This is a genomic window from Streptomyces sp. NPDC093018 (genome assembly GCF_040684035.1).
GTDB classification, from domain to species: Bacteria; Actinomycetota; Actinomycetes; order Streptomycetales; family Streptomycetaceae; genus Streptomyces; species Streptomyces murinus.
This window is the reverse complement of the sequence record NZ_JBFBFF010000003.1, coordinates 449,935-473,335: the sequence shown is the minus strand read 5'-3', so window position 1 is coordinate 473,335 and position 23,401 is coordinate 449,935. Positions and strand designations below refer to the sequence as shown.

The 23,401-nt window shown below is 72.6% G+C and carries 20 protein-coding genes and 1 tRNA gene; 11 read left to right on the top strand and 10 right to left on the bottom strand.

The window, feature by feature from the left end; translation table 11 throughout:
* Nucleotides 1-5: 5 nt before the first annotated feature.
* The 3 genes from AB0N90_RS09460 to AB0N90_RS09450 are packed head-to-tail and all read left to right on the top strand — an operon-like array spanning nt 6 to nt 3,487.
* Nucleotides 6-1,778, top strand: a complete 1,773-nt coding sequence (locus AB0N90_RS09460) for a branched-chain amino acid ABC transporter permease (protein ID WP_365194755.1) — start codon at nt 6-8, stop codon at nt 1,776-1,778.
* Between the two features lie 6 nt (nt 1,779-1,784).
* Entirely contained in the window at nt 1,785-2,774 is a 990-nt protein-coding gene (locus AB0N90_RS09455; protein WP_365194381.1) for an ABC transporter ATP-binding protein, read from the top strand.
* The gene (locus tag AB0N90_RS09450) at nt 2,771-3,487 is read left to right on the top strand and encodes an ABC transporter ATP-binding protein (protein WP_085564227.1); all 717 of its coding nucleotides are present in this window, start codon (nt 2,771-2,773) and stop codon (nt 3,485-3,487) included. Before AB0N90_RS09455 ends, AB0N90_RS09450 begins: the two co-directional genes overlap by 4 nt.
* Before the next feature lie 74 nt (nt 3,488-3,561).
* Here the strand turns inward: AB0N90_RS09450 and AB0N90_RS09445 are convergent, their stop codons facing one another.
* Nucleotides 3,562-4,218, bottom strand: coding sequence for a response regulator (locus AB0N90_RS09445; protein WP_037653222.1), 657 nt, complete (start codon nt 4,216-4,218; stop codon nt 3,562-3,564).
* 100 nt (nt 4,219-4,318) lie between these two features.
* Here AB0N90_RS09445 and AB0N90_RS09440 point away from each other — a divergent pair.
* Nucleotides 4,319-4,393: transfer RNA gene (locus AB0N90_RS09440), tRNA-Leu, on the top strand.
* Nucleotides 4,394-4,489: 96 nt separating this feature from the next.
* Here the strand turns inward: AB0N90_RS09440 and pyk are convergent.
* The 3 genes from pyk to AB0N90_RS09425 form a co-directional block, all read right to left on the bottom strand.
* The gene (pyk, locus tag AB0N90_RS09435) at nt 4,490-5,929 is read right to left on the bottom strand and encodes a pyruvate kinase (protein ID WP_365194378.1); all 1,440 of its coding nucleotides are present in this window, start codon (nt 5,927-5,929) and stop codon (nt 4,490-4,492) included.
* Between the two features lie 127 nt (nt 5,930-6,056).
* Nucleotides 6,057-7,496, bottom strand: a complete 1,440-nt coding sequence (locus tag AB0N90_RS09430) for a SidA/IucD/PvdA family monooxygenase (protein WP_365194376.1) — start codon at nt 7,494-7,496, stop codon at nt 6,057-6,059.
* Nucleotides 7,493-8,851, bottom strand: coding sequence for an aminotransferase class V-fold PLP-dependent enzyme (locus AB0N90_RS09425; RefSeq protein WP_365194374.1), 1,359 nt, complete (start codon nt 8,849-8,851; stop codon nt 7,493-7,495). The genes AB0N90_RS09430 and AB0N90_RS09425 overlap by 4 nt, the downstream gene beginning before the upstream one ends.
* 183 nt (nt 8,852-9,034) lie before the next feature.
* Between AB0N90_RS09425 and AB0N90_RS09420 the strand changes: the two genes are divergently transcribed.
* Nucleotides 9,035-9,580 carry a GNAT family N-acetyltransferase gene (locus tag AB0N90_RS09420; RefSeq protein ID WP_365194372.1) on the top strand — a complete coding sequence of 182 codons (546 nt, stop codon included), beginning with the start codon at nt 9,035-9,037 and terminating at the stop codon, nt 9,578-9,580.
* Nucleotides 9,581-9,794: 214 nt separating this feature from the next.
* Here the strand turns inward: AB0N90_RS09420 and AB0N90_RS09415 are convergent, their stop codons facing one another.
* From AB0N90_RS09415 to AB0N90_RS09400, 4 genes are all read right to left on the bottom strand, one after another.
* Complete coding sequence (locus AB0N90_RS09415) at nt 9,795-10,631, bottom strand: NAD(P)H-binding protein (RefSeq protein ID WP_365194370.1); 837 nt, start codon at nt 10,629-10,631, stop codon at nt 9,795-9,797.
* Between the two features lie 105 nt (nt 10,632-10,736).
* Nucleotides 10,737-13,229 carry an aminopeptidase N gene (gene pepN, locus AB0N90_RS09410; RefSeq protein WP_365194368.1) on the bottom strand — a complete coding sequence of 831 codons (2,493 nt, stop codon included), beginning with the start codon at nt 13,227-13,229 and terminating at the stop codon, nt 10,737-10,739.
* A 123-nt stretch (nt 13,230-13,352) separates the two neighbouring features.
* Nucleotides 13,353-13,685 (bottom strand): chorismate mutase, encoded by a 333-nt coding sequence (locus AB0N90_RS09405; protein WP_365194366.1) that lies wholly within the window; start codon nt 13,683-13,685, stop codon nt 13,353-13,355.
* 34 nt (nt 13,686-13,719) lie between these two features.
* Nucleotides 13,720-14,622: an AraC family transcriptional regulator gene (locus AB0N90_RS09400; protein ID WP_365194363.1), complete on the bottom strand. Its 903-nt coding sequence runs from the start codon at nt 14,620-14,622 to the stop codon at nt 13,720-13,722.
* A gap of 98 nt (nt 14,623-14,720) precedes the next feature.
* On the opposite strand from AB0N90_RS09400, the gene AB0N90_RS09395 reads away from it, so the two are divergent.
* Nucleotides 14,721-16,490 carry a beta-galactosidase family protein gene (locus AB0N90_RS09395; protein WP_365194362.1) on the top strand — a complete coding sequence of 590 codons (1,770 nt, stop codon included), beginning with the start codon at nt 14,721-14,723 and terminating at the stop codon, nt 16,488-16,490.
* An 88-nt stretch (nt 16,491-16,578) separates the two neighbouring features.
* Entirely contained in the window at nt 16,579-17,460 is an 882-nt protein-coding gene (locus tag AB0N90_RS09390) for a hypothetical protein (protein WP_365194360.1), read from the top strand.
* 269 nt (nt 17,461-17,729) lie between these two features.
* On the opposite strand, the gene AB0N90_RS09385 is transcribed toward AB0N90_RS09390, so the two are convergent.
* Nucleotides 17,730-18,644: an SDR family oxidoreductase gene (locus tag AB0N90_RS09385; RefSeq protein WP_365194358.1), complete on the bottom strand. Its 915-nt coding sequence runs from the start codon at nt 18,642-18,644 to the stop codon at nt 17,730-17,732.
* Nucleotides 18,641-19,588, bottom strand: coding sequence for an SDR family oxidoreductase (locus AB0N90_RS09380; RefSeq protein WP_365194753.1), 948 nt, complete (start codon nt 19,586-19,588; stop codon nt 18,641-18,643). Before AB0N90_RS09380 ends, AB0N90_RS09385 begins: the two co-directional genes overlap by 4 nt.
* A gap of 143 nt (nt 19,589-19,731) precedes the next feature.
* Here AB0N90_RS09380 and AB0N90_RS09375 point away from each other — a divergent pair, with 143 nt between their 5' ends.
* The 4 genes from AB0N90_RS09375 to AB0N90_RS09360 are packed head-to-tail and all read left to right on the top strand — an operon-like array spanning nt 19,732 to nt 23,149.
* Nucleotides 19,732-20,496, top strand: a complete 765-nt coding sequence (locus tag AB0N90_RS09375) for an enoyl-CoA hydratase family protein (RefSeq protein ID WP_365194355.1) — start codon at nt 19,732-19,734, stop codon at nt 20,494-20,496.
* A complete protein-coding gene (locus AB0N90_RS09370; RefSeq protein ID WP_365194353.1) occupies nt 20,497-21,348 on the top strand; it encodes a CoA-transferase in 852 nt (283 codons plus the stop codon).
* Complete coding sequence (locus AB0N90_RS09365) at nt 21,345-22,085, top strand: CoA-transferase (RefSeq protein ID WP_365194352.1); 741 nt, start codon at nt 21,345-21,347, stop codon at nt 22,083-22,085. Before AB0N90_RS09370 ends, AB0N90_RS09365 begins: the two co-directional genes overlap by 4 nt.
* Nucleotides 22,085-23,149 (top strand): nitronate monooxygenase, encoded by a 1,065-nt coding sequence (locus AB0N90_RS09360; protein WP_365194349.1) that lies wholly within the window; start codon nt 22,085-22,087, stop codon nt 23,147-23,149. Before AB0N90_RS09365 ends, AB0N90_RS09360 begins: the two co-directional genes overlap by 1 nt.
* The last annotated feature ends 252 nt before the right edge of the window (nt 23,150-23,401 follow it).

The window sequence follows — 23,401 nt, the reverse complement described above, 5'->3', positions numbered from 1 at the left end:
GCACCATGACCGACACCACCCTCCAGACCCCGGCGGAGCGCGGCCCCCTGCCGCTCCCGGCCGCCGTGGCCCGGCCGCTCATCGCCGTCGGCGCGGTCGGCACCATCGCCAGCGCCTTCATGAGCTGGACCTGGACGCCCGACTTCCCCGGCAATCTGACCATCTACGGCTACCCGGCCGGACTCCAGATCCTGGCCCTGGTCGCCGGCGCGCTCACCCTGCTGTACGCGCTCGCCCTGTGGCGGGTGAAGGGCCTCGGCTGGCTGAACCCGGCGGGCGCCACCAGCCCGGTGTTCCTGACCGCCCTGTCGGCGTTCGCCGTCTGCTGGTTCACCGGTATCGCCATCGCCGTCGACCTCGGCGGACTGGTCAACCTCGACCCGGGCGCGTACGTCGCGATGGTGGCCTCCCTGCTTCCGGTGCTCGGCGCCCTCGCCCTGCCGCACCCGGCCCCGGGCACCGGTCTCAAGGGCTATCTCACCAAGCCCGACCAGCCCCGCCCCGGCACCCTGTCGCCGCTCGTGGAACGCGCCGTCGTCACCGTCGGCACCGCCCTCGGCCTGGTGGTCTTCACCTACGGCATCGGTATCGACGACGACGACAGCGAGACCTTCATCGGCTTCCTGCTGATCTGCGTCTTCGCCGCCTGGGGCCTGGTGCACGCCGGGCTCCTCGACCGGTACACGACCATGTCCACCCGCCACAAGGGCTTCGCGGCCTGCCTGGCGTTCGTGGCCGCCGTGATCTTCCCGTTCACGCAGAGCAACGACCACAACGCCAACATCGGCGTGAACATCCTCATCTTCGCCACCGTCGCGCTCGGCCTGAACATCGTCGTCGGCCTCACCGGTCTGCTCGACCTCGGCTACGTCGCCTTCCTCGGCGTCGGCGCCTACGCGGCCGCCCTGGTCTCCGGCTCCGAGTACTCGCCCTTCCAGGTCCACTTCCCCTTCTGGGCCGCCGCGCTCACCGGCATGGCCGCCTCGCTGGTCTTCGGCGTCCTGATCGGCGGTCCGACGCTGCGGCTGCGCGGTGACTACCTGGCCATCGTGACGCTCGGCTTCGGAGAGATCTTCCGCATCACCGTCAACAACCTGGACGGCGACTCCGGTCCGAACATCACCCGCGGGCCCAACGGCATCACCCAGATCCCCGACATCCAGCTCTTCGGGTTCAACCTGGGCGACGCCCACACCCTCGGCTCGTTCACCCTCGGCCGGTTCGCCAACTACCTGTTCCTGATGCTGATCATCACGGCCATCGTGGTGCTCGTCTTCACCCGCGCCGCCGACTCCCGTATCGGCCGCTCCTGGATCGCCATCCGCGAGGACGAGACCGCCGCGACCGCCATGGGCATCAACGGCTTCAGGGTCAAGCTGATCGCGTTCGCGCTCGGCGCCTCCCTGGCCGGCCTGGCCGGCACCGTGATGGCGCATGTGAACTACAGCGTCAACCCGCAGCCGTACCAGTTCGCCGGCGCCGCCCCGCCCAACTCGGCCTTCCTGCTGGCCGCCGTCGTCCTCGGCGGCATGGGCACCGTCAGCGGCCCGCTGCTCGGCGCCAGCCTGCTCTACCTCATCCCGGAGAAGCTCCAGTTCATGCAGAACTACGAGCTGCTCGCCTTCGGTGTGGCGCTGATCCTGCTCATGCGGTTCCGGCCGGAGGGCATCATCGCCAACCGCCGCCGCAAGCTGGAGTTCCACGAGACCGGCCAGCTCGACGTACCGGCACAGACGACGCTGTCCGAGGACACGGCCGTCACCAAGGCAGGGGCGTAAGGAACCATGACGACACCTGTACTCAAAGCCCGTGACGTCACCATGCGGTTCGGCGGTCTGACCGCCGTACGGTCCGTGGACTTCACGGTGAACAGCGGCGAGATCGTCGGCCTGATCGGGCCGAACGGCGCCGGCAAGACCACCTTCTTCAACTGCCTCACCGGCCTGTACGTCCCCACCGAGGGCACCGTCGCCTACCAGGGCAAGGTGCTGCCGCCCAAGCCGCACCTGGTGACGCAGGCGGGTATCGCCCGTACCTTCCAGAACATCCGGCTCTTCGCCAACATGACCGTTCTGGAGAACGTGCTGGTGGGCCGCCACACGCGGACCAAGGAGGGCCTGTGGTCGGCGCTGCTGCGCGGCCCCGGCTTCCGCAAGGCCGAGCGCGAGTCCGAGGCGCGGGCCCTGGAACTCCTGGAGTTCGTCGGCCTCGCCGGCAAGCGCGAGCACCTGGCGCGCAATCTGCCCTACGGCGAGCAGCGCAAGCTGGAGATCGCGCGGGCGCTGGCCAGCGAGCCCGGCCTGCTGCTCCTGGACGAGCCGACGGCGGGCATGAACCCGCAGGAGACCCGGACCACCGAGGAACTGGTCTTCGCCATCCGGGACATGGGCATCGCCGTCCTCGTCATCGAGCACGACATGCGGTTCATCTTCAATCTGTGCGACCGCGTCGCCGTGCTCGTGCAGGGCGAGAAGCTGATCGAGGGCACCTCCGAGGTCGTCCAGGCCGACGAGCGGGTCATCGCCGCCTACCTGGGCGAGCCCTTCGAGGGCGAGCCGGGCGCCGCGGAGGCCGCGGAGGTCGAGGCGGCGGAGGCCGGAGCGGCCGCGGCGGACACGGCCGAGGCGGTGGACACGGCGAAGGCCGCGGCGACCGCGGCCGGTACGGCCGAGGCCGACACCGCGCGGGATGCCGAGGGCGAGGCGACGGAGGCCGGGGCGGCCGAGGTCGAGGCGGCTGGTTCCGCCGACAGCACAGAGGGAGAGACCCAGTGACCGCACTGCTGGAGGTCGAGGACCTCAGGGTCGCCTACGGCAAGATCGAGGCCGTCAAGGGCATCTCGTTCAGCGTCGAGGCCGGCCAGGTCGTGACCCTCATCGGCACCAACGGCGCCGGCAAGACGACCACCCTGCGCACCCTGTCCGGGCTGCTCAAGCCGGTCGGTGGCAAGATCCTGTTCGACGGCAAGCCGCTCACCGGCGTCCCGGCGCACAAGATCGTCGCCCTGGGCCTGGCCCACTCCCCCGAGGGCCGGCACATCTTCCCGCGGCTGAGCATCGCGGAGAACCTCCAGCTCGGCGCCTTCCTGCGCAAGGACAAGGACGGCATCGAGCAGGACATCCAGCGTGCCTACGACCTCTTCCCGATCCTGGGCGAGCGGCGCAAGCAGGCCGCGGGCACCCTCTCGGGCGGCGAGCAGCAGATGCTGGCCATGGGCAGGGCGCTGATGTCCCGGCCCAAGCTGCTGATGCTGGACGAGCCGTCCATGGGTCTGTCGCCGATCATGATGCAGAAGATCCTGGCGACCATCGCGGAGCTGAAGTCCCAGGGCACCACCATCCTGCTGGTCGAGCAGAACGCCCAGGCGGCGCTCTCGCTCGCCGACCAGGGCCATGTGATGGAGGTCGGCTCGATCGTGCTCTCCGGCAGCGGACAGGATCTGCTGCACGACGAGTCGGTCCGCAAGGCGTATCTGGGCGAGGACTGACGCCTCTTCGGTACGACGATGCCCGCACCCCCTGCGGAAAGGGGGCGCGGGCATCGTCGTACGCGGGAGCGGGCTCAGCCGTTCTTGGCGGCCTTCTTCTCCTCGTTGTCCGTGATCACGGCCTCGGCGACCTGCTGCATCGACATGCGGCGGTCCATGGAGGTCTTCTGGATCCAGCGGAAGGCGGCCGGCTCGGTCAGGCCGTACTCGGTCTGGAGGATGGACTTGGCGCGGTCGACCAGCTTGCGGGTCTCCAGGCGCAGGGTGAGGTCGGCGACCTCCTGCTCCAGCTGCTTCAGCTCGGTGAAGCGGGAGACGGCCATCTCGATCGCCGGCACCACGTCGCTCTTGCTGAACGGCTTGACCAGGTACGCCATCGCGCCGGCGTCCCGGGCGCGCTCGACCAGGTCGCGCTGGGAGAAGGCGGTGAGCATCAGGACCGGGGCGATGGACTCCTCGGCGATCTTCTCGGCCGCGGAGATGCCGTCCAGCTTGGGCATCTTCACGTCCAGGATGACCAGGTCCGGCCGGTGCTCGCGGGCCAGCTCGATCGCCTGCTCGCCGTCGCCGGCCTCACCGACGACGGTGTACCCCTCCTCCTCCAGCATCTCCTTGAGGTCGAGGCGGATCAGTGCCTCGTCCTCGGCGATGACGACACGGGTCGTCAGCGGAGGCACGTGCGACTTGTCGTCGTCGGGCGCGTCTACGGGCTGGGGCGACTCGGCGGTCACGGGGGCTCCTCGTTCGGTGCAGGGGTACTGCTGACAAGAGCCTACCTAGCTACGGTATGGTGGACGCGCGGAGGGTCGGGGGAAACCTTTGATTCTGCGAGCCCCGGTAGCCCAATTGGCAGCAGGCAACGGATTCAAAACCCGTACAGTGTCGGTTCGAGTCCGACCCGGGGCACTTTTTCCTTGTTTTCCAAGGTCACCGGATTTCTTGAATCGCAGGTTTGTGCGGGCCCCTTCGGCAAAGGGGCCCTTTTTCGTATCCGACCGCCGCCTACGCCTCCGGTCCGTCGTCCTCGCCGATGTGGTGGACGCGGACCATGTTGGTGGAGCCGGAGACCCCGGGCGGGGAGCCGGCCGTGATCACCACGACGTCGCCCTTCTCGCAGCGGCCGTACCGCAGCAGCAGTTCGTCCACCTGGTCGACCATGGCGTCGGTGGAGTCGACGTGCGGGCCGAGGAAGGTCTCGGCGCCCCAGGTGAGGCTGAGCTGGGAGCGGGTGGCCGGTTCGGGGGTGAAGGCGAGCAGCGGGATCGGCGGGCGGTAGCGGGAGAGCCGGCGGGCGGTGTCCCCGGACTGGGTGAAGGCCACCAGGAACTTGGCGCCGAGGAAGTCGCCCATCTCGGCGGCCGCGCGGGCGACCGCGCCGCCCTGGGTGCGCGGCTTGTTCCGCTCGGTCAGCGGCGGCAGCCCCTTGGCCAGCATGTCCTCCTCGGCCGCCATGACGATCTTCGCCATGGTGCGCACGGTCTCGACCGGGTACTTGCCGACGCTGGTCTCCCCGGAGAGCATCACCGCGTCCGTGCCGTCGAGGACCGCGTTGGCCACGTCGGAGGCCTCGGCGCGGGTGGGCCGGGCGTTGTCGATCATGGAGTCGAGCATCTGGGTGGCGACGATGACCGGCTTGGCGTTGCGCCGGGCGAGCTTGATGGCGCGCTTCTGGACGATCGGCACCTGCTCCAGGGGCATCTCCACCCCGAGGTCGCCGCGCGCGACCATCAACCCGTCGAAGGCGGCCACGATGTCGTCCAGGTTGGCCACCGCCTGCGGCTTCTCGACCTTGGCGATCACCGGGAGGCGACGGCCCTCCTCGGCCATGATGCGGTGCACCACCCGGGCGTCGTCGCCGCTGCGCACGAAGGAGAGGGCGATGATGTCGACCCCGATGTGCAGCGCCCAGCGCAGGTCCTCCTCGTCCTTCTCGGACAGGGCGGGCACGGAGACGGCGACACCGGGCAGATTGAGGCCCTTGTGGTCGGAGACCATGCCGCCCTCGACCACCCGGGTGCGCACCCGGGGGCCGTCGACGGCGGTGACCTCCAGGCAGACCCGGCCGTCGTCCACCAGGACGCGTTCGCCGGGGGCGACGTCCCCGGCGAGCCCCGCGTAGGTGGTGCCGCAGCGGTGGCGGTCGCCCTCCACGCCGTCCTCGACGGTGATGGTGAACTCGTCGCCGCGTTCAAGGAGTACCGGACCTTCGGCGAAACGGCCGAGGCGGATCTTCGGACCTTGAAGGTCGGCGAGGATTCCGACACTGCGGCCGGTTTCGTCGGCAGCCTTGCGCACGCGCTGGTAACGCTCCTCGTGTTCGGCGCGGGTGCCGTGGCTGAGGTTGAAGCGGGCGACGTCCATTCCGGCCTGGACCAGTGCCTTGATCTGGTCGTACGAGTCGGTGGCGGGCCCCAATGTACAAACGATCTTTGCTCGGCGCATGGTTCGAGCCTAGGGCTTACCCGTCGGTAGAGATTCCGGGCCGCATGACCACTCAACAACCTTTACATGAAGCCTTATTGACAAGTGTTGAATTGTGCGGACGGCCGCTCCTATGAGCGAATTCCGCTCACTTCTCTTCGACGAGCGGGGTGAGTCGCTGGGTGGAGTGCCGGGCCTGGGGGACGGCGGAATGCGGCTCGCGCAGTCCGAAGGTGGTGAAGGCCGTACGGGCCGGAAGGGGGTACGGGTCCTTTCCGGTGAGCGAGTTGAGGATGGTGGCGCCGCGCCAGGCGGCGAGGCCCAGGTCGGGGGCGCCGACGCCATGGGTGTGCAGTTCGGCGTTCTGGACGTAGACGGAGCCCTTGACCGAGGGGTCGAGGACCAGGCGGAAGTCCGCGTCGATGCATGGCCGTTCGCCGGCGTCCCGGCGCATATAGGGGTCGAGCCCGGCGAGCAGGCGGTCGAGGGGCCGCTGCTGGTAGCCGGTGGCGAGGACGACGGCGTCGGTGGCGAGCCGGGAGCGGCTGCTCTCGTCCAGATGCTCCAGATGCAGCTCGATCTTGTTGCTGGCGATCCGGCCCGCGGTGCGTACCCGCACGCCCGGGGTGAGGACGGCGTCGGGCCAGCCGCCGTTCAGGGTGCGCCGGTACAGCTCGTCGTGGATGGCGGCGAGGGTGCCGGCGTCGACGGCCTTGTGCAGCTGCCACTGGGCGCCGACCAGCCGGTCGCGGACGGGTTCGGCGAGGGCGTGGAAGTAGCGCGTGTAGTCGGGGGTGAAGTGCTCCAGGCCGAGCTTGGAGTACTCCATCGGGGAGAACGCGGGGCTGCGGCCGATCCAGTGCAGCCGCTCCTCGCCGGCGGGGCGGCGGCGCAGCAGGTCGAGGAAGATCTCGGCGCCGGACTGCCCGGAGCCCACCACGGTGATGTGTCCGGCGGCCAGCAGTTCCTCGCGGTGGTCGAGGTAGTCGGCGGCGTGCACGACGGGCAGGCCCTCGGCGTCGACCATGGGCTTGAGCGGGGCCGGCACATGGGGGACGGTACCGACGCCGAGGACCAGGTTGCGGGTGTAGGCGCGGCCGAGGGCGTCGGCCTCGCCGTCGGCGTCGAGCTGGGTGAAGTCGACCTCGAACAGGGACCGTTCGGGGTTCCAGCGGACGGCGTCGACCTGGTGACCGAAGCGCAGTCCCGGCAGGTTCCGGGCGGCCCAGCGGCAGTAGGCGTCGTACTCGGCGCGTTCGATGTGGAAGCGCTCGGCGAAGTAGAAGGGGAAGAGTCGTTCGCGGGTTCTGAGGTAGTTGAGGAAGCTCCAGGGGCTGGTGGGGTCGGCGAGGCTCACCAGGTCGGCGAGGAAGGGTACCTGGATGGTGGAGCCCTCGATGAGCAGGCCGGGATGCCAGCTGAAGCCGGGCCGCTGTTCGTAGAAGACGGCGTCGATCTCGGGCAGCGGCTGGGCGAGGGCGGCGAGGGAGAGGTTGCAGGGGCCGATGCCGATGCCGACCAGGTCGTGGGGGGCGTCGGGGTCGCGGCGCGGCAGCAGGGTGGTCCGGGGAGCCGGGTGGGGGGTCATCTGGGGGTGCTTCCTTCGACGAGTTTCAACAGGTGGGCCAGGTCGTCCGGCCGGGTGCGGGGGTTGAGGAGGGTGGCCTTGAGCCAGAGCCGGCCGTCGAGCCGGGCGCGGCCGAGGACGGCCCGGCCCTCGTGCAGCAGTTCGCGGCGGGCGTCGGCCACGGCGGCGTCGGTTGCCTCGGCGGGGCGGAACAGGACCGTGCTGATGACGGGCGTGTCGTACAGCTCGAAGCCGGGGTGTGCCTCGATGAGCGCGGCGAACTCGCCTGCCAGGTCGCAGACTTGGTCGACCAGGGCGCCGAGTCCGCGACGGCCGAGGGTTCGCAGGGCGACCGCGGCCTTGAGGATGTCGGGGCGGCGGGTGGTGCGCAGGGAGCGGCCGAGCAGGTCGGGGTGGCCGGCCTCGGTGTCGTCGTCCGCGTTCAGATAGTCGGCCCGGTGGTGGAGTACGGCGAGTTCGGCCGGGTCGGCGACGGCGAGCAGGCCGGCGGCGACCGGTTGCCAGCCGAGTTTGTGCAGGTCGAGGGTCACGGTGTGGGCGGCGTCGAGTCCGGCGAGTCTGGCGCGGTGCCGGTCGCTGAAGAGCAGTCCGCCCCCGTAGGCGGCGTCGATGTGCAGCCGGGCGCCGTGGGCCGCGCACAGGGCGGCGATCTCGGGCAGCGGGTCGATGAGGCCGGCGTCGGTGGTGCCGGCGGTGGCGGCGACCAGCAGGGGGCCGGGGAGCGCGGTGAGGGCGGCGTCCAGGGCGGCCGGGTCGAGGGTGCCGCCGGGGGCCGGGACGAGCACCGGATCGGGCAGTCCGAGCAGCCAGGCGGCGCGGGCCAGCGAGTGGTGGGCGGCGGCGCCGCAGACGAGCTGGACGCTGCCGTGGCCGGCCTCGCGGGCGAGCAGCAGGGCGAGTTGGTTGGACTCGGTGCCGCCGGTGGTGACCAGGGCGTCGGCCAGTCCGGCCGCTCGCGCGAGGGCCTGGGCGACGACGGCTTCCAGGGCGCTGGCGCCGGGGGCCTGGTCCCAGGAGTCGAGGGAGGGGTTGAGGGCGCTGACCGCGAGGTCGGCGGCGGTGGCCACGGCGAGGGGCGGGCAGTGCAGATGGCCGGCGCACAGCGGGTCGGCGGGGTCGGCGGCGCCCTCGGCGAGGAGCCGTACGAGAGCGCGCAGGCCGTCCGGGTCGCCCTCGTCCGGCAGTACGTCCCCGAGCGCGTCGGCGACCCGCCGGGCGGTGGCCTCGGGTCCGCCCGCGGGGAGGGGGCCGCCGCGCGCCTTCCGGCCTTCCGCCAGCGCGTCCAGCACCGTGTCCAGGAGCGGGCGGAGGGCGTCGGGACCGTGCGGGCCCGAGGCGAGGGGCTGGGTGGGCATGGGCTGGCCTCCGCTCTCGGGGCTGCTCGGGGGCGCGCCGCGTGGGCTCCGGGTGGTACGGGAAGAGGGGCGGGTGTCCCGTATGTCCAACGAGCCGAACCCGCACATGGGTACTGCCGTACGGGGAAAATTTGTCGGAGCACGGGGACCGGAGCGCGGGGATCTGCCACTACCGTCGGCCGGATGGTGGAGACATGGATGCTTGAGGTGCCCGGCGAACGGGTGCTGGTGCGGGAACTCGCCCCGGCGGACGAGGCACCGCTGCTCCGGCTGTTCGAGGAGTGCGAGGACTGGTTCCTGGCGGCCACCGGGCTGCCGTCGGCGCCGGGCGATGTGCAGAGCCTCTATTACGGCCTGCCCGCGGGCGCGCACCCCGCTGACAAGGTGCTGCTGGTGCTGGAGCGGGACGGGGTGGTCGCGGGCGTCGTGGACGCGGTGCGCGACCACCCCGAGCCGGGCGCGGTGGCCGTCGGCCTGTTCCTGCTGGCCCCCTGGTGCCGGGGCCGCGGCCTCGGCCACCGCCTGGCCCGCTCCCTGCTGGAGCGGGCCGGGGATCCGCCCCTGGTGACGGCGACGGTCCCGGCCGGCTGGCGCCCCGGGGAACGCTTTCTGGAGCGGCTCGGCTTCGGCCTGGACCCGGAGTCCGGACCGAGCGGCGCCGACCGCGGGTCGGGGCCGCGGGAGGGGGCGGTGCGGCGGGCGGTGCTGCGGCGGGGCGGGGGTTTGTGAGCCGCGGTGCCGGTAAGGCTGCCCGGCGATCGGCGATCTCGGGCGCCGCTGAGCGGCGGTCTCCGGCACCCCTGCCCGGCGCTCTCCGGCGCCGCCGCCCAGCGGTCTCCGGCGCCGCCGCCCAGCGGTCTCCGGCGCCGCCGCCCAGCGGTCTCGGGTGCCGCCGCCCAGCGGTCTCGGGTGCCGCTCAGCGCCAGGCGCCGCGATGCGCCTTCTAGGCGGCGGAATCGGCGCCGAAGTCCGCCGCGTGGTCCCGCGCCCACCGGGCGAAGGTGCGGGCCGGGGTGCCCGTGATCCGCTCGACCGTGTCGGTGATCTCCGGGGGTACGCCGATGGTGGCCTCGAAGGTCTTCAGGAGGCGGTCGAGCATGTGCGCGTCCAGGTAGGGGAACAGTTCGGGTCCGGCCGCGGCGGGGTCGATCTCGACGAAGGTCAGTTCCCTGCCGACGGCCGCGCCGATCGCCGCGACCTGCTCGGCGTTGGTGGCCGCCGCCGGTCCGGTCAGGCGGTGCACGGCGCCTTCGTGGCCGTCGTCCAGGAACACGCGCTCGGCGACGGCGGCGATGTCGTCCTCGTGGATCGGCGCGGCGACCGCGTCCGCGTAGACGCCCCGGACGGTGTTCCCGGCGCGGATCTGGGACGCCCACTGGAGGGCGTTGGTGGCGAACCCGTTGGGCCGCAGGAACGTCCACTCCAGGCCGCTGTCGCGGATCAGCCGCTCGGCGGTGGCGTGCAGGACATGGATGGGGTGGGTCTCGTCGGCGCCCTCCTGGACGATGCCGCTGGAGAGCAGGACGGCGTGGCGGACCCCGGCCGCGCGGGCCGCCGCCAGCAGGGGCTCGGTGACGGCCTGCGCGTAGAGGAAGACTCCGGTCACCCCGTCGAACAGGGCGGTGGGCTCCTCGGGCCGGAACCGCACCACCTCGGCCCGCTCGGGCAGCGCGGCCCGCTCCGGGTCGCGGGTCAGCGCGCGTACCGGCCGGCCCGCGGCGAGGAGTCGGTCCACCAGGGCGCGGCCCACGTTTCCGGTCGCGCCGATCACTGCGATCACGATGTTGCCTCCCGGCTCGGTCGATCTTGTCGGTCCACCGAGCCTAGGAGGGCGGTCCGGGCGCCGCATCGTCATTAAGGACCAGCGGCGCCTAGGCCATCGGTCCTACTGCCGTGCCTCCCCCTCGCGGGCCCGCAGGGCGCGGCCCAGGTCGTCCAGGCGGTCGGCCAGAGCGCGGCGCAGGGACGGGGTGAGGTCGTCGCGGTCCAGGCATGCCTCGCCCAGGCCCACGTGCTCGGCGTCGACGGCGTGGGCCGGGAAGCACCAGCGGCCGACGGAGGCGGCGATGGCGGGGCCGCGGCGGGCGGCGAGGGGCACCGACTCCTCGTAGAAGCGCGGCACGTACTCCCGTACCAGCTCGGCCTGTTCGGGCTGCCAGAAGCCGTGGGCGGTGGCCGTGAACAGGTAGTTGGACAGGTCGTCGCCCTCGAACATCGCGGCCCAGGCCGCACGCTTGGCCTCCGGGTCGGGCAGGGCGGCGCGGCAGCGGGCCGCGCCCTCCTGGCCGGTGGCGCTCGGGTCGCGGGCCAGTTCGGCGGCGATGGCGGCCTCGTCGGTGGCGCCGAGCGCGGCGAGCCGGGCGAGGATGCGCCAGCGCAGGTCGGGGTCGAGCTCGGGGCCGCCGGGCACGGTGCCGTCGGCGAGCCAGGCGGCGATGGCGTCCGGGTGCGCGGACACGTTGATCAGGTGGCGGACGGCGATCAGCCGCAGGCCGGGGTGGTCGCCGTCCTCGGTGCGGCGCAGCAGGTCGCGGCAGAGGGCGGTGAGGGTGGCGAGCGCGGCCGGGCGCTCCGCGGCCGGCAGGTACTGGTCGGCGATCTGGCCGCTCGCGAAGACGAGCACGCCCTGCACGATGGCGAGGTCGGTCTCGCGCGGCAGATGGGCGCGGGCGATCTCCAGGTAGGCGGCGGGCGCGAGTTCGCCGTCGCGCACCGCGTCCCGCAGGGAGTTCCAGACGATCGCGCGGGTGAGCGGGTCGGGCAGCCCGGACAGGCTGCTGCGGACCGATGCGAAGGACTCGGCGTCGAAGCGGACCTTGGCGTAGGTGAGGTCGCCGTCGTTCAGCAGGAGCAGCGCGGGGCGCTTGCCGATGGGGCGCGGGGCGTCCTGCGGGACGTCGAGTTCGAGGCGCTCGCGCAGGATCAGCCGGCCCTCGTCGGCGACGTCGTGGTCGTAGAGACCGGCGACGATGCGGTGCGGGCGGTTGCCCTGGTGGTCGACGGCCAGGGTGCAGGCGCCGTCGGCGGTCTCGATCACGGGCGTGAGGGTGTCGACACCGGTGGTGCGCAGCCAGCTGTCGGCCCAGGCGCGCACATCGCGTTCGGTGACCGAGGCGAGGGAGTCGAGGAAGTCGGCGAGGGTCGCGTTGCCGAACTTGTGCCGGGCGAAGTGGGTGTTGATGCCCGCCAGGAAGTCCTTCTCGCCCAGCCAGGCGGCGAGTTGGCGCAGCGCGGAGGCGCCCTTGGCGTACGAGATGCCGTCGAAGTTGAGCAGGGCGGTGGCGGCGTCGTCCACGCCCTCGGGGGCGACCGGGTGGGTGGTGGGGCGCTGGTCCGCCTCGTAGCCCCACGCCTTGCGGGTGACGCCGAACTCGGTCCAGGGGTCGCTGAAGCGGGTGGCCTCGGCGGTGGTCTGGTAGCCCATGTACTCGGCGAAGGACTCGTTCAGCCAGATGTCGTCCCACCACTTGAGGGTGACCAGGTCGCCGAACCACATGTGGGCCATCTCGTGCGAGATGACCATGGCGCGCAGCTGGCGCTCGGTGTCGGTGACGGCGGAGCGGTAGACGAACTCGTCGCGGAAGGTGACCAGGCCCGGGTTCTCCATGGCGCCCGCGTTGAACTCGGGCACGAACGCCTGGTCGTAGGAGTCGAAGGGGTACGGCTCCTCGAACTTCTCGTGGTAGCGGTCGTAGCACGCGCGCGTGATCTCGAAGATCTCCTCGGTGTCGACGTCGAGGTAGGGCGCGAGCGAGCGGCGGCAGTGGATGCCGAAGGGCAGCCCGCGGTGCTCGGTGCGCACCGAGTGCCAGGGACCGGCGGCGACGGCGACCAGGTAGGTGGAGATCGGCGGGGTGGGCGCGGCCCGCCAGATGCCGTCGGCGCCGCGCTCGGTGACGCCGTTGGCGAGCACGGTCCATTCGCCGGGCGCCTTGACCGAAACCTCGAAGACGGCCTTCAGGTCGGGCTGGTCGAAGGCGGGGAAGACGCGCTGCACGTCGTCCATGGCCAGCTGCGTGTACAGGTAGGTCTCGCCGTCGACCGGGTCGGTGAAGCGGTGCATGCCCTCGCCGGTGCGCGAGTAGCGCATGGCCGCCTCGGCGCGCAGCTCGTGCTCGCCCGCGGTGAGGTTCTTCAGCGGCAGCCGGTCCTCATACAGCGAATCCGGGTCCAGGGGCTGTCCGTCGAGGGTGACGGAGCGCAGCTCGGCGGGCTTCACCTCGAGGAACGTGTCCCCGTCGGACCGCGCGGTGAACCGGATCACGGTACGGGAGTCGAAGGTCTCGTCCCCGGTGGTGAGGTCCAGTTCGACCGTGTAGCGGTGGACGTCGAGGAGCTGAGCTCGGAGCTGCGCTTCATCGCGCGTGAGTACGGACATACACGCCATGCTGCCTGATGGGACTGACAGCGCACAGAGGAGGAGCGTTACACGGTTATTATCCGACCTGCCCCTTTCCTTCACCTTGTTCGGAAATCGGTGCCGGGAATCCGGGTTCCGGATTCAGCCCCCGTTGGTGTCCTCGGCGATGCGTTCGTGGTGCCTGATCACCTCGGCGATGATGAAGTTCAGGAACTTCTCGGCGAACGCGGGATCGAGCTTGGCGTTCTCGGCGAGCCGGCGCAGCCGGTCGATCTGGCGGGCCTCACGGGCCGGGTCGGCGGGCGGCAGCTGGTGCACGGCCTTGAGCCGGCCGACCTGCTGGGTGGCCTTGAAGCGTTCCGCGAGCATATGGACGACGGCCGCGTCGATGTTGTCGATGCTGTCGCGCAGCCGCTCCAGTTCCTGGCGGACCGCGGGGTCCACGTCACCCGTACCCGTGTTGCTGGTGGTCATGGACGCCAACCCTATGTGGTCGGCGGGGTGGGATTCATATGGTGTCCGGTGGATGGATCGCCGGACGGATCAGTGGGGGATCGTCCGGGTCCGGGACCCGGTCGCTCCAGCCGCCCGGGACGCTGCGGCCCTGCTGGGCGCGGAAACGGGCCGGGGCGAGGCCGACGCGCCGGGTGAACAGGCGGGAGAAGTAGGCGGGATCGTCGTAGCCGACACGGCGGGCGACGGCGGCGACGGGCAGTTCGGTGGCGGCGAGGAGCTCCTTGGCGCGGCCGAGCCGGATGCCGAGCAGATAGTCCTTGGGGGTGCAGCCCGCCGCCCGGCGGACCGCGCCGCGCAGTTCGGCGGTGGTCATGCCGTGCCGGGCGGCGTGGTCGGCGACGCTGAGCGGGGCGCAGGCGTCCCGGGCGAGGGCTTCGAGCACCTGGTCACCGTCGGGGGCGAGGTCGGCGCGGGCGCGGCGCAGGGCGACGAGGAGTTCGTGCACGGCGGCGCCGGTCTCCACTTCCAGGAGGGGGTTGCCGCGGCGGGCGGCGCGGGCGATGCGGGCGACGACCGCGCGCGGTCCCGCGGCGTCGGAGAGGGCCACCACGGGCCGTTCGGGCTCGATGTAGCCCAGTTCCGTGTAGGTGGCCGCGGCGGGCCCGGAGAAGTCCACGAAGCCCTCGTCCCAGCCGGTTTCCGGATCGGGGGCGTAGTGGTGGGGCACGCCGGGGGTGAGCCAGAGCAGCGCGGGCGCGGTGACGGCCGTACGGCGGCCGTCCGCCCCGGCGTACCAGCCGCCGCCGGAGCTGATCACGACGGCCACATGGTGGTCCAGGGTGCGCGGGCCGACCGTGGGCAGCGCACCGTGCTGGAGTCCGACCCCGAGGCAGACCAGGCCGAGGCGGTGATGGGCGGGGCCGGGGCTGAAGAACCGCATCCAGGTCTGGTACATCGCTGCTCCTCCCGGCGTCGGCGGCGGCCGATTTTTGTCCAAGTGATGCCGATCTTCGTCCATGGCGCCGGGCACCGGAAGGGGTGAGCCTTGGCGGTATGAGCGAGTTCACCGTGGGCGAGTCGGACTTCCTGCTGGACGGGCGGCCGGTGCGGCTGCTGTCCGGCGCGCTGCACTACTTCCGGGTGCACGAGGAGCAGTGGGGGCACCGGCTCGCGATGCTGCGGGCGATGGGCCTCAACTGCGTGGAGACGTACGTGCCGTGGAATCTGCACCAGCCCGCTCCGGGGCGCCACCGGGACGTGGCGGCGGTCGGCCGGTTCCTGGACGCGGCGCGCGCGGCGGGTCTGTGGGCGATCGTGCGGCCCGGCCCCTACATCTGCGCCGAGTGGGAGAACGGCGGTCTGCCGGCCTGGCTGACGGGCGAACCGGGCGGGCGCCCGCGCACCCGGGACGAGCGGTATCTGTGCCATGTCCGCGACTGGTTCGGCCGGCTGCTGCCCGAGATCGTGTCCCGGCAGGCCGACCGCGGCGGCCCGGTGGTCCTGGTCCAGGTGGAGAACGAGTACGGCAGCTACGGCTCCGACGCGGGCTATCTCGCCGAACTGGCCGCCCTGTTGCGCGCCGAGGGTGTCACCGTGCCGCTGTTCACCTCCGACGGCCCCGAGGACCACATGCTGACCGGCGGATCGGTGCCCGGGGTGCTCGCCGCGGCGAACTTCGGCTCCCGCGCGCGCGAGTCCTTCGCCGCGCTGCGCCGCCATCGCCCCGAGGGCCCGCTGATGTGCATGGAGTTCTGGTGCGGCTGGTTCGACCACTGGTCCGGCACGCCCGCCGTACGCGATCCCGGGGAGGCCGCCGAGGCGCTGCGGGAGATCCTGGAGTGCGGTGCCTCGGTGAACCTCTACATGGCGCACGGCGGCACGAGCTTCGGCGGCTGGGCGGGCGCGAACCGGGGCGGCGAGCTGCACGAGGGTGAGCTCCAGCCGGATGTCACGTCGTACGACTACGACGCCCCGGTGGACGAATACGGCCGCCCCACGGAGAAGTTCCGGCGCTTCCGGGAGGTACTGGCGCGCTACCAGGAGGGCCCGTTGCCGGAGCTCCCCCCGGAACCCGCGCGATTGTCCTCCCCCATCGAGGTTTCGCTCGCCGAATGGGCACCTATGGACGCCGTGCTGACCGTCCTGGGCGGCGAGGAGACGACACGCCCCCAGGCGCCCACGTTCGAGGAACTGGGCGTCACACGGGGCCTGGTGCGCTACGAGGTGGACGTGCCAGGACCGCGCGAGCCGTATCCGCTGTCCGTGCGGGGGCTGCGGGATCTGGCCGTGGTGTACGTCGACGGGGTGCGGGCCGGGGTGCTCACCGAGGCGGAACCGCGGCTCAAGGAGCCCGTCGCGGGTCCGGCGCGGGTGGAGCTGTGGGTGGAGTCCCTCGGCCGGGTGAACTACGGTCCGCGCCTGGGCGAGGCGAAGGGGATCACCGGGGGTGTGCTGCACGAGCGGCAGTACCTGCACGGGGTGCGGGCCCGGGGACTGGATCTGGACGCGTTCGAGGACGGCGTGTCGGCGGTGCCGTTCACCGCGCCGCCCCCGGCGGGGGGACCTGGGCTGTACCGGGGCACGGCCACCGTCCTCGGGGCGGCCGGGGACGCGCGCCTTGAACTGCCCGGCCTGACGCGCGGATTCGTGTGGGTCAACGGCTTCTGCCTCGGCCGCTACTGGTCGGTGGGACCCCAGCGGTCGCTGTACGTCCCCGGGCCGGTGCTGCGGGAGGGGGAGAACGAGGTGTGGGTGCTGGAGCTGGAGGGCGCGGAGGGTGATGGGGCGGTGCCGGCGCCGGTGCCGCGGTTGCTGCCCGTGTGAGGGGGCGGTGCGGCGCCTACCCTGGAGGGGCGGTTGTCGAGGCTCGTCGGGGACCGGTGCGGGCTGTCCGGGGTTTGGGGGTGCCGACATGGCGAACGGCGGACCGGTGGAGCACGGGTTCCCGCATCTGGAGACGGTACGGGCGGCGATCACCGCGCTGTACCGGCGGCTGTCGCCGACGACCGTGCGGACCTTCGCGACCAGCGTGGCCCCCGCGGACGTGGCGTTCTGCGACACCGACGACCTGCATCTGGGGGCGCAGCGGGTGGCCCGGGAGATGGTGCGGCACTTCCGGTTGCCGGACGCGCGGCTGATCGTCGGCTTCCGGGAGATGACCCATGCCGCGAACGTCGAACTGACGGCGGGACCCGAGTACTTCGTGGAGCTGAACGACCGCTTCCGCACCCACCGCGAGGACATCGGCGCGGCGCTCGCGCACGAGGTGGCGCACGTCTATCTGCACCGCCTTGACCTCGCCTTCCCCACGACGGCGGAGAACGAGATCCTCACGGACACGGTGACGACGTACCTGGGCGCGGGCTGGCTGCTGCTGGACGCCTACCGGGAGGACTCGCTCTCCTCGCAGAAGCTGGGCTATCTCACCCCGGAGGAGTTCGGGTACGTGCTGGCCAAGCGGGCCCTGCTCTTCGACGAGGACCCCTCGATCCGGTTCACCAGCCCGCAGGCGTACACCGCGTACACCAAGGGGCTGGCGCGCGCCCGCCACGACAGCCGGCAGCCCCCGCTGACCGGCGCCGGCTGGACGGGCCGCCGCCGCTACGCCCACGACCGCCGCCACGCGGCGCCGGCTCCCCCGGGCGCCCCCTACTCCTTCGGCTCCGATCCCTCCGGCGGCCTCCACGTCACCTTCCCGTGCCCGACCTGCCATCAACGGATCAGGGTTCCGGTGCGGGGACGAGTGCGGGCGCGGTGCGGGTTGTGTGGGGTGGTGTTGGAGTGCGACACGTGAGCGGGGGGCCTCGGCCGACGGGGGCAGGTCGGCAGGGGCCTGCGGGGTTGTTCCGTGGCCTGACCTGGAGCCTGAGGTCTGGGGGCTGAGGTCTGGGGGCTGAGGTCTGGGGGCTGGTGCCTGGAGGCTGGGGTCTGGGGCGTGGGATCTGGGGCCTGGGCCTGGGATCTGGGGCCTGGGATCCGGGGCCTGGGCCTGGGAGCCGGGGCCTGGCGGCTGGCGGCTGGCGGCTGGCGGCTGGCGGCTGGCGGCTGGCGGCTGCGGCGCGGTCAGCCGGTCCCCGTCCCGTACACCGCGCCCGGCCGCTCCGCCTCCCCCAGCAGTCGTAGCGCTTCCTTGCCCACCTCCTCCACCCCCCACCGGGCCCCCTTGTCCGCCGTGGGGCCGCGGTGCCAGCCCTCCATCACGCTGAGCCGACCGCCCTCGATCTCGAACACCCGTCCGCTCACGCCCGCGCTCGCGGCCGAGCCCAGCCACACCACCAGCGGCGAGACGTTTTCCGGCGCCATGGCGTCGAAGCCGGTCGCCGGGGCGGACATCGTCTCGGCGAAGGTGCGCTCGGTCATCCGGGTGCGGGCCGCGGGGGCGATGGCGTTGACCTGGACGCCGTACCGGCCGAGTTCGGCCGCCGCGACCAGGGTGAGCGCCACGATCCCGGCCTTGGCCGCGCTGTAGTTCCCCTGCCCGAGCGAGCCCAGCAGACCGGCCCCGCTGCTGGTGCTGACGACCCGCCCGACCGGCCCCCGCCCGCCCTTCGCCTCGGCCCTCCAGTACGCGGCGGCGTGCTTCAGCGGCAGGAAGTGCCCCTTGAGATGGACCCGGAGCACGGCGTCCCAGTCGTCCTCGTCGAGATTGACGAGCATCCGGTCGCGCAGGAACCCCGCGTTGTTGACGAGCGTGTCGAGCCGCCCGTACGCCTCCACCGCGGCCCGCACCAGCGATGCCGCGCCCTCGCTCGTCGCGATGTCCCCACCGTGCGCCACCGCCTCGCCGCCCGCCGCGCGGATCTCCGCGGCGACGGCCTCCGCGGGGTTCTCACCGCCGGGCTCGCCGTCCAGTCGTACCCCGAGATCATTGACGACGACCCGCGCCCCCTCGGCCGCGAAGGCGAGGGCGTGCGCCCGTCCCAGCCCCCGCCCCGCACCGGTGACGACGACCACCCGGCCCGAACAGATACCGCTCATCCCCGCTCCCCTCTCCGCTCTCCTCGGATCTCCCGGGAAGAACCCGGGCCACCGGGCCGCCTCTCCCCACAAGCCGCCGTACCGCCGGAACCCGCCCCGGCAGCTGCCGGACCTCCGGACGGCCCCCACCTCTCCCCGCAAGACGCCGGACCGCCGGACCCCTTCCCGGAAGACGCCGGGCCGTCGGCCGGCCTCTCGGAAGAGGCCGGGTCCCCGGTCGGCCCTCGCCCCACCGCCCCCAGGAACGCCGGCCACTCCCCGCCTCCATGCACCTGGAGGCTCGCCCCGCTGATGTACGCCGCTGCGTCGGAGGCGAGGAAGACGGCGGCGGCGCCGACGTCCGCGGGAGCGGCCAGGCGGCCGAGCGGGACGGTGCGGGCGACGGCGGCGATGCCGTCGGGGCCGCCGTAGTGCGCGGCGGACTGTTCGGTGCGCACCATGCCCACCACCAGCGTGTTGACCCGCACATGCGGCGCCCACTCGATCGCCATGGACGCGGCGAGATGGGCGAGCCCCGCCTTGGCCGCGCCGTATGCGGCGGAGCCGGGCGAAGGACGGCTCCCGCTGACGCTGCCGATCATCACGACGGAACCCCGGCTGCGCCGCAGCTGCTCGTACGCGGCGAGGGACGCGGTCAGCGGGGCGGTCAGGTTCAGCTCCAGGACCTTGGCGTGCCGTTCGGCGTCCGCGTCGAGCAGTCGCCGGTACGGCGTCCCGCCCGCGTTGTTGACGAGTACGTCGAGCCGGGGCAGCGCGCCGAAGAAGGCTCGGACGGCGGGCGGGTCCCGCAGGTCGAGCGGGGTGAACTCGACGCCGTCCAATTGCTGTTCGGGGGGTCTGCGGGCGCAGGTCAGGACGTGGGCGCCCGCGTCCGCGAAGGCGCGCGCGATGCCGGCGCCGACCCCGCGGGTGCCGCCGGTGACGAGGACGGTGCGGCCGCGCAGGGAGCCGGCCGGGTCGTGCCAGGAGTTGTCCACAGGGCGCGCGGTCGAGTTTTCCACAGGGCCTCCCGCTGGTCCGTGGCGGCTGCTAATTTCGAAGCCATCGCACCTAACAAATGTTTGGTGGAAAGGTAGCTGATGCGCCCATGGGTGTCTCCCGTTCGTCTCCGGAAAAAGGGATTTCCGTCGTCACCGTCGACTTCCCGCCGGTCAACGCGCTCCCGGTGACCGGCTGGTCCGCGCTGGCCGAGACCGTGCGCGCGGCGGGCCGCGACCCCGAGGTCCGCTGTGTGGTGCTGGCCGCCGAGGGCCGGGGGTTCAACGCGGGCGTGGACATCAAGGAGATACAGGCACACGGACAGCGGGCGCTGATCGGCGCGAACCAGGGCTGCGCCGACGCCTTCGCCGCGGTGTACGAGTGCGAGACACCCGTGGTCGCGGCGGTACAGGGGTTCTGTCTGGGCGGCGGGATAGGCCTGGTGGGCAATGCGGACGCGATCGTGGCGAGCGAGGACGCCGTCTTCGGGCTGCCCGAGCTGGACCGGGGCGCGCTGGGCGCCGCGACCCATCTGGCCCGGCTGGTCCCACAGCATCTGATGCGCGCCCTGTACTACACGGGGCGGACGGCGAGCGCGGCGGAGCTGCACCGGCACGGCTCGGTGTGGCGCGTGGTGCCGGGCGCGGAGTTGCGGGCGGCGGCGCTGGAGCTGGCCCGGGAGATCGCCGCCAAGGACGGCCGGCTGCTGCGCCTGGCCAAGGCCGCGATCAACGGCATCGATCCGGTCGATGTGCGCCGCAGCTACCGATTCGAGCAGGGCTTCACCTTCGAGGCGGGCCTCAGCGGCCTGGCCGACCGGGTGCGCGACACATTCGGCAAGGACAGGGGCAAGGAAAGGGAGGAGGGGGTGTAGATGGGCGACAAGACGATGACCGCCGAGGATGTCGTCGGGCGGCTGGAGAGCGGGATGACCCTGGGCATCGGCGGCTGGGGGGCGCGCCGCAAGCCGATGGCCCTGGTGCGGGCGCTGCTGCGGTCCGGGTTACGCGATCTCACGGTCGTCTCCTGCGGCGGCCCGGACGTCGGGATGCTGGCCGCGGCCGGGCGGGTGCGGAGACTGGTCACGGCCTTCGTCACCCTCGACTCGATCCCGCTCGAACCGCACTACCGGGCGGTCCGCGAGCGCGGCGGGCTCGAACTGACGGAGGTGGACGAGGGGATGCTGCTGCGCGGTCTGGAGGCGGCGGCGCACCGGCTGCCCTTCCTGCCGGTGCGGGCGGGCGTCGGCTCGGACGTCATGCGGGTCAACCCCGGCCTGCGGACGGTCACTTCGCCGTACGAGGACGGGGAGACGCTGGTGGCGATGCCCGCGCTACGGCTGGACGCGGCCCTGGTGCATGTGCACCGTGCCGACCGGCTGGGCACCGGCCAGTGCCTGGGCCCGGACCCGTATTTCGACGATCTGTTCTGCGCGGCGGCGGACGCGGCCTACGTCTCCTGCGAGCGGATCGTGGACACGGCCGAGCTGACCGAGGAGGCACCGCCGGAGTCGCTGCTGCTGCGGCGGCTCACGGTGACGGGCGTGGTGGAGGCGCCGAGCGGCGCGCACTTCACGTCCTGCGCTCCGGACTACGAACGGGACGAGGAGTTCCAGCGGTTGTACGCGAAGACGCCGTGGCCGGAGTTCACCGGGCGGTTCCTCGGCGCCGACGAGGACGGGTACCGGGCGGCGGTGGCCGAGTGGCGCAAGGAGGAGGGGCGATGAGGGCGACCCTGGCCGAGTACTGCGTGATCGCCTGCGCCGAGGCATGGCGCGACGCCGGGGAGATACTGGCGAGCCCGATGGGCCTGATCCCCTCGCTGGGTGCCCGGCTGGCCCGGCTCACCTTCGCGCCGGATCTGCTGCTGACCGACGGGGAAGCCCTGCTGGTCCGCCCGGACGGCACCCCGGAGGGCCGGCTGACCTTCCGGGAGCATCTGACGCTGGTGGCGGGCGGCCGCCGGCACGTGATGATGGGCGCGAGCCAGATCGACCGGTACGGCAACCAGAACATCTCCTGCGTCGGCGACTGGGCCCGCCCCCGCCGCCAGCTGCTCGGGGTGCGCGGGGCCTCGCTCAACACGCTGAACAATCCGACGAGTTACTGGATCCCCCGGCACTCCCGGCGGGCGTTCGTGGAGCGGGTGGACATGGTGTGCGGGGTGGGGTACGACCGGGCGGCCGCGCTCGGCCGGACGGCCCGCTTCCATCGCCTCGGGCGGGTCGTCTCCGATCTCGGGGTCCTCGACTTCCAGACGCCGGACCACTCGATGCGGCTGGCCTCGCTGCACCCCGGGGTGAGCGTGGCCGAGGTGCGGGAGGCCACGGGCTTTGACCTCGTGGTGCCGGACGGGGTGCCGGGCACCCGGGAGCCCGAGCCCGGGGAACTGCGGCTGATCCGCGAGGTGCTGGACCCGGACGGGGCCCGTGAGCGTGCGGTGCCCGAGGGGGTGCGGGGCTGATGGAGACCGCGCTCACCCGGCTGACCGGCGTCCGTCATCCGGTGGTGCAGACCGGGATGGGCTGGGTGGCCGGACCCCGGCTGGTGTCGGCGGCGGCGAACGCGGGCGCACTGGGCATCCTGGGCTCGGCCACGATGACGCCCGCTCAACTGCGCGCGGCGATAAGGGAGGTGCGGGCGCGTACGGGGGCGCCGTTCGGGGTGAATCTGCGCGCGGACGCCCAGGACGCGGCCGAGCGGGTGGAGATCCTGCTGGCGGAGGGTGTCCGGGTGGCCTCCTTCGCGCTGGCACCCTCCCCCGAGCTGATCATCCGGCTCAAGGAGGCGGGGGTGGTGGTCGTCCCGTCCGTCGGGGCGCGGCGGCACGCGGAGAAGGTGGCGGCGTGGGGTGCGGACGCGGTGATCGTGCAGGGCGGCGAGGGCGGCGGGCACACCGGTGAGGTGGCCACGAGCGTGCTGTTGCCGCAGGTGGTGGACGCGGTGCGGATACCGGTGGTGGCGGCGGGCGGGTTCTTCGACGGGCGGGGCCTGGTGGCGGCGCTGGCGTACGGGGCGGCGGGGGTGGCGATGGGCACCCGCTTCCTGCTCACCTCGGACTCCACGGTGCCGGAGCCGGTGAAGGCCAGATATCTGGCGGCCACGGTCCGGGATGTCACCGTGACCCGCGCGGTGGACGGCCTGCCGCACCGCATGCTGCGCACGGACATGGTGACGGCGCTGGAGCGTGCGGGCCGCATACGGACCCTCGGGCACGCGCTGCGGCGGGCGGCCGGCTTCCGGCGGCTGTCGGGACTGACCTGGCGGCAGCTGGTCCGCGACGGCCTCGCCCTGCGGCACGGAAAGGAGCTGTCCTGGAGCCGGCTCCTGCTCGCGGCGAACACGCCGATGCTGCTCAAGTCGGCGATGGTGGAAGGCCGTACGGACCTGGGGGTGATGGCGGCCGGGCAGGTCGCCGGGGTGATCGAGGACCTGCCCTCGTGCGCGGAACTGGTGGAACGGATCATGAAGGAGGCGGAGGAGGTGATGCAGGGGCTGGCCACACTGCCGGAAGGCACATGGGACTGACAGTCCTTCGGAGACCACCGAACCCACGCCCCCCGGGGGCCGAAGGCTGGCGGACCGGGACAGGGGGCGGACTCGGACGGAGCTCCGGACGGCGGGCGAACTCGGACGGCGGACCTGGACGCCGGACAGACCCGTACAGCAGCCCCGGACGGCTGACGGACTTGGGCGGCGGACCGGACCGACGGACCGGCTCGGACGGCAGCCCCAGACGGCCAGCGGACCTGGGCGCCGGACCCGGACACCGGACGGACC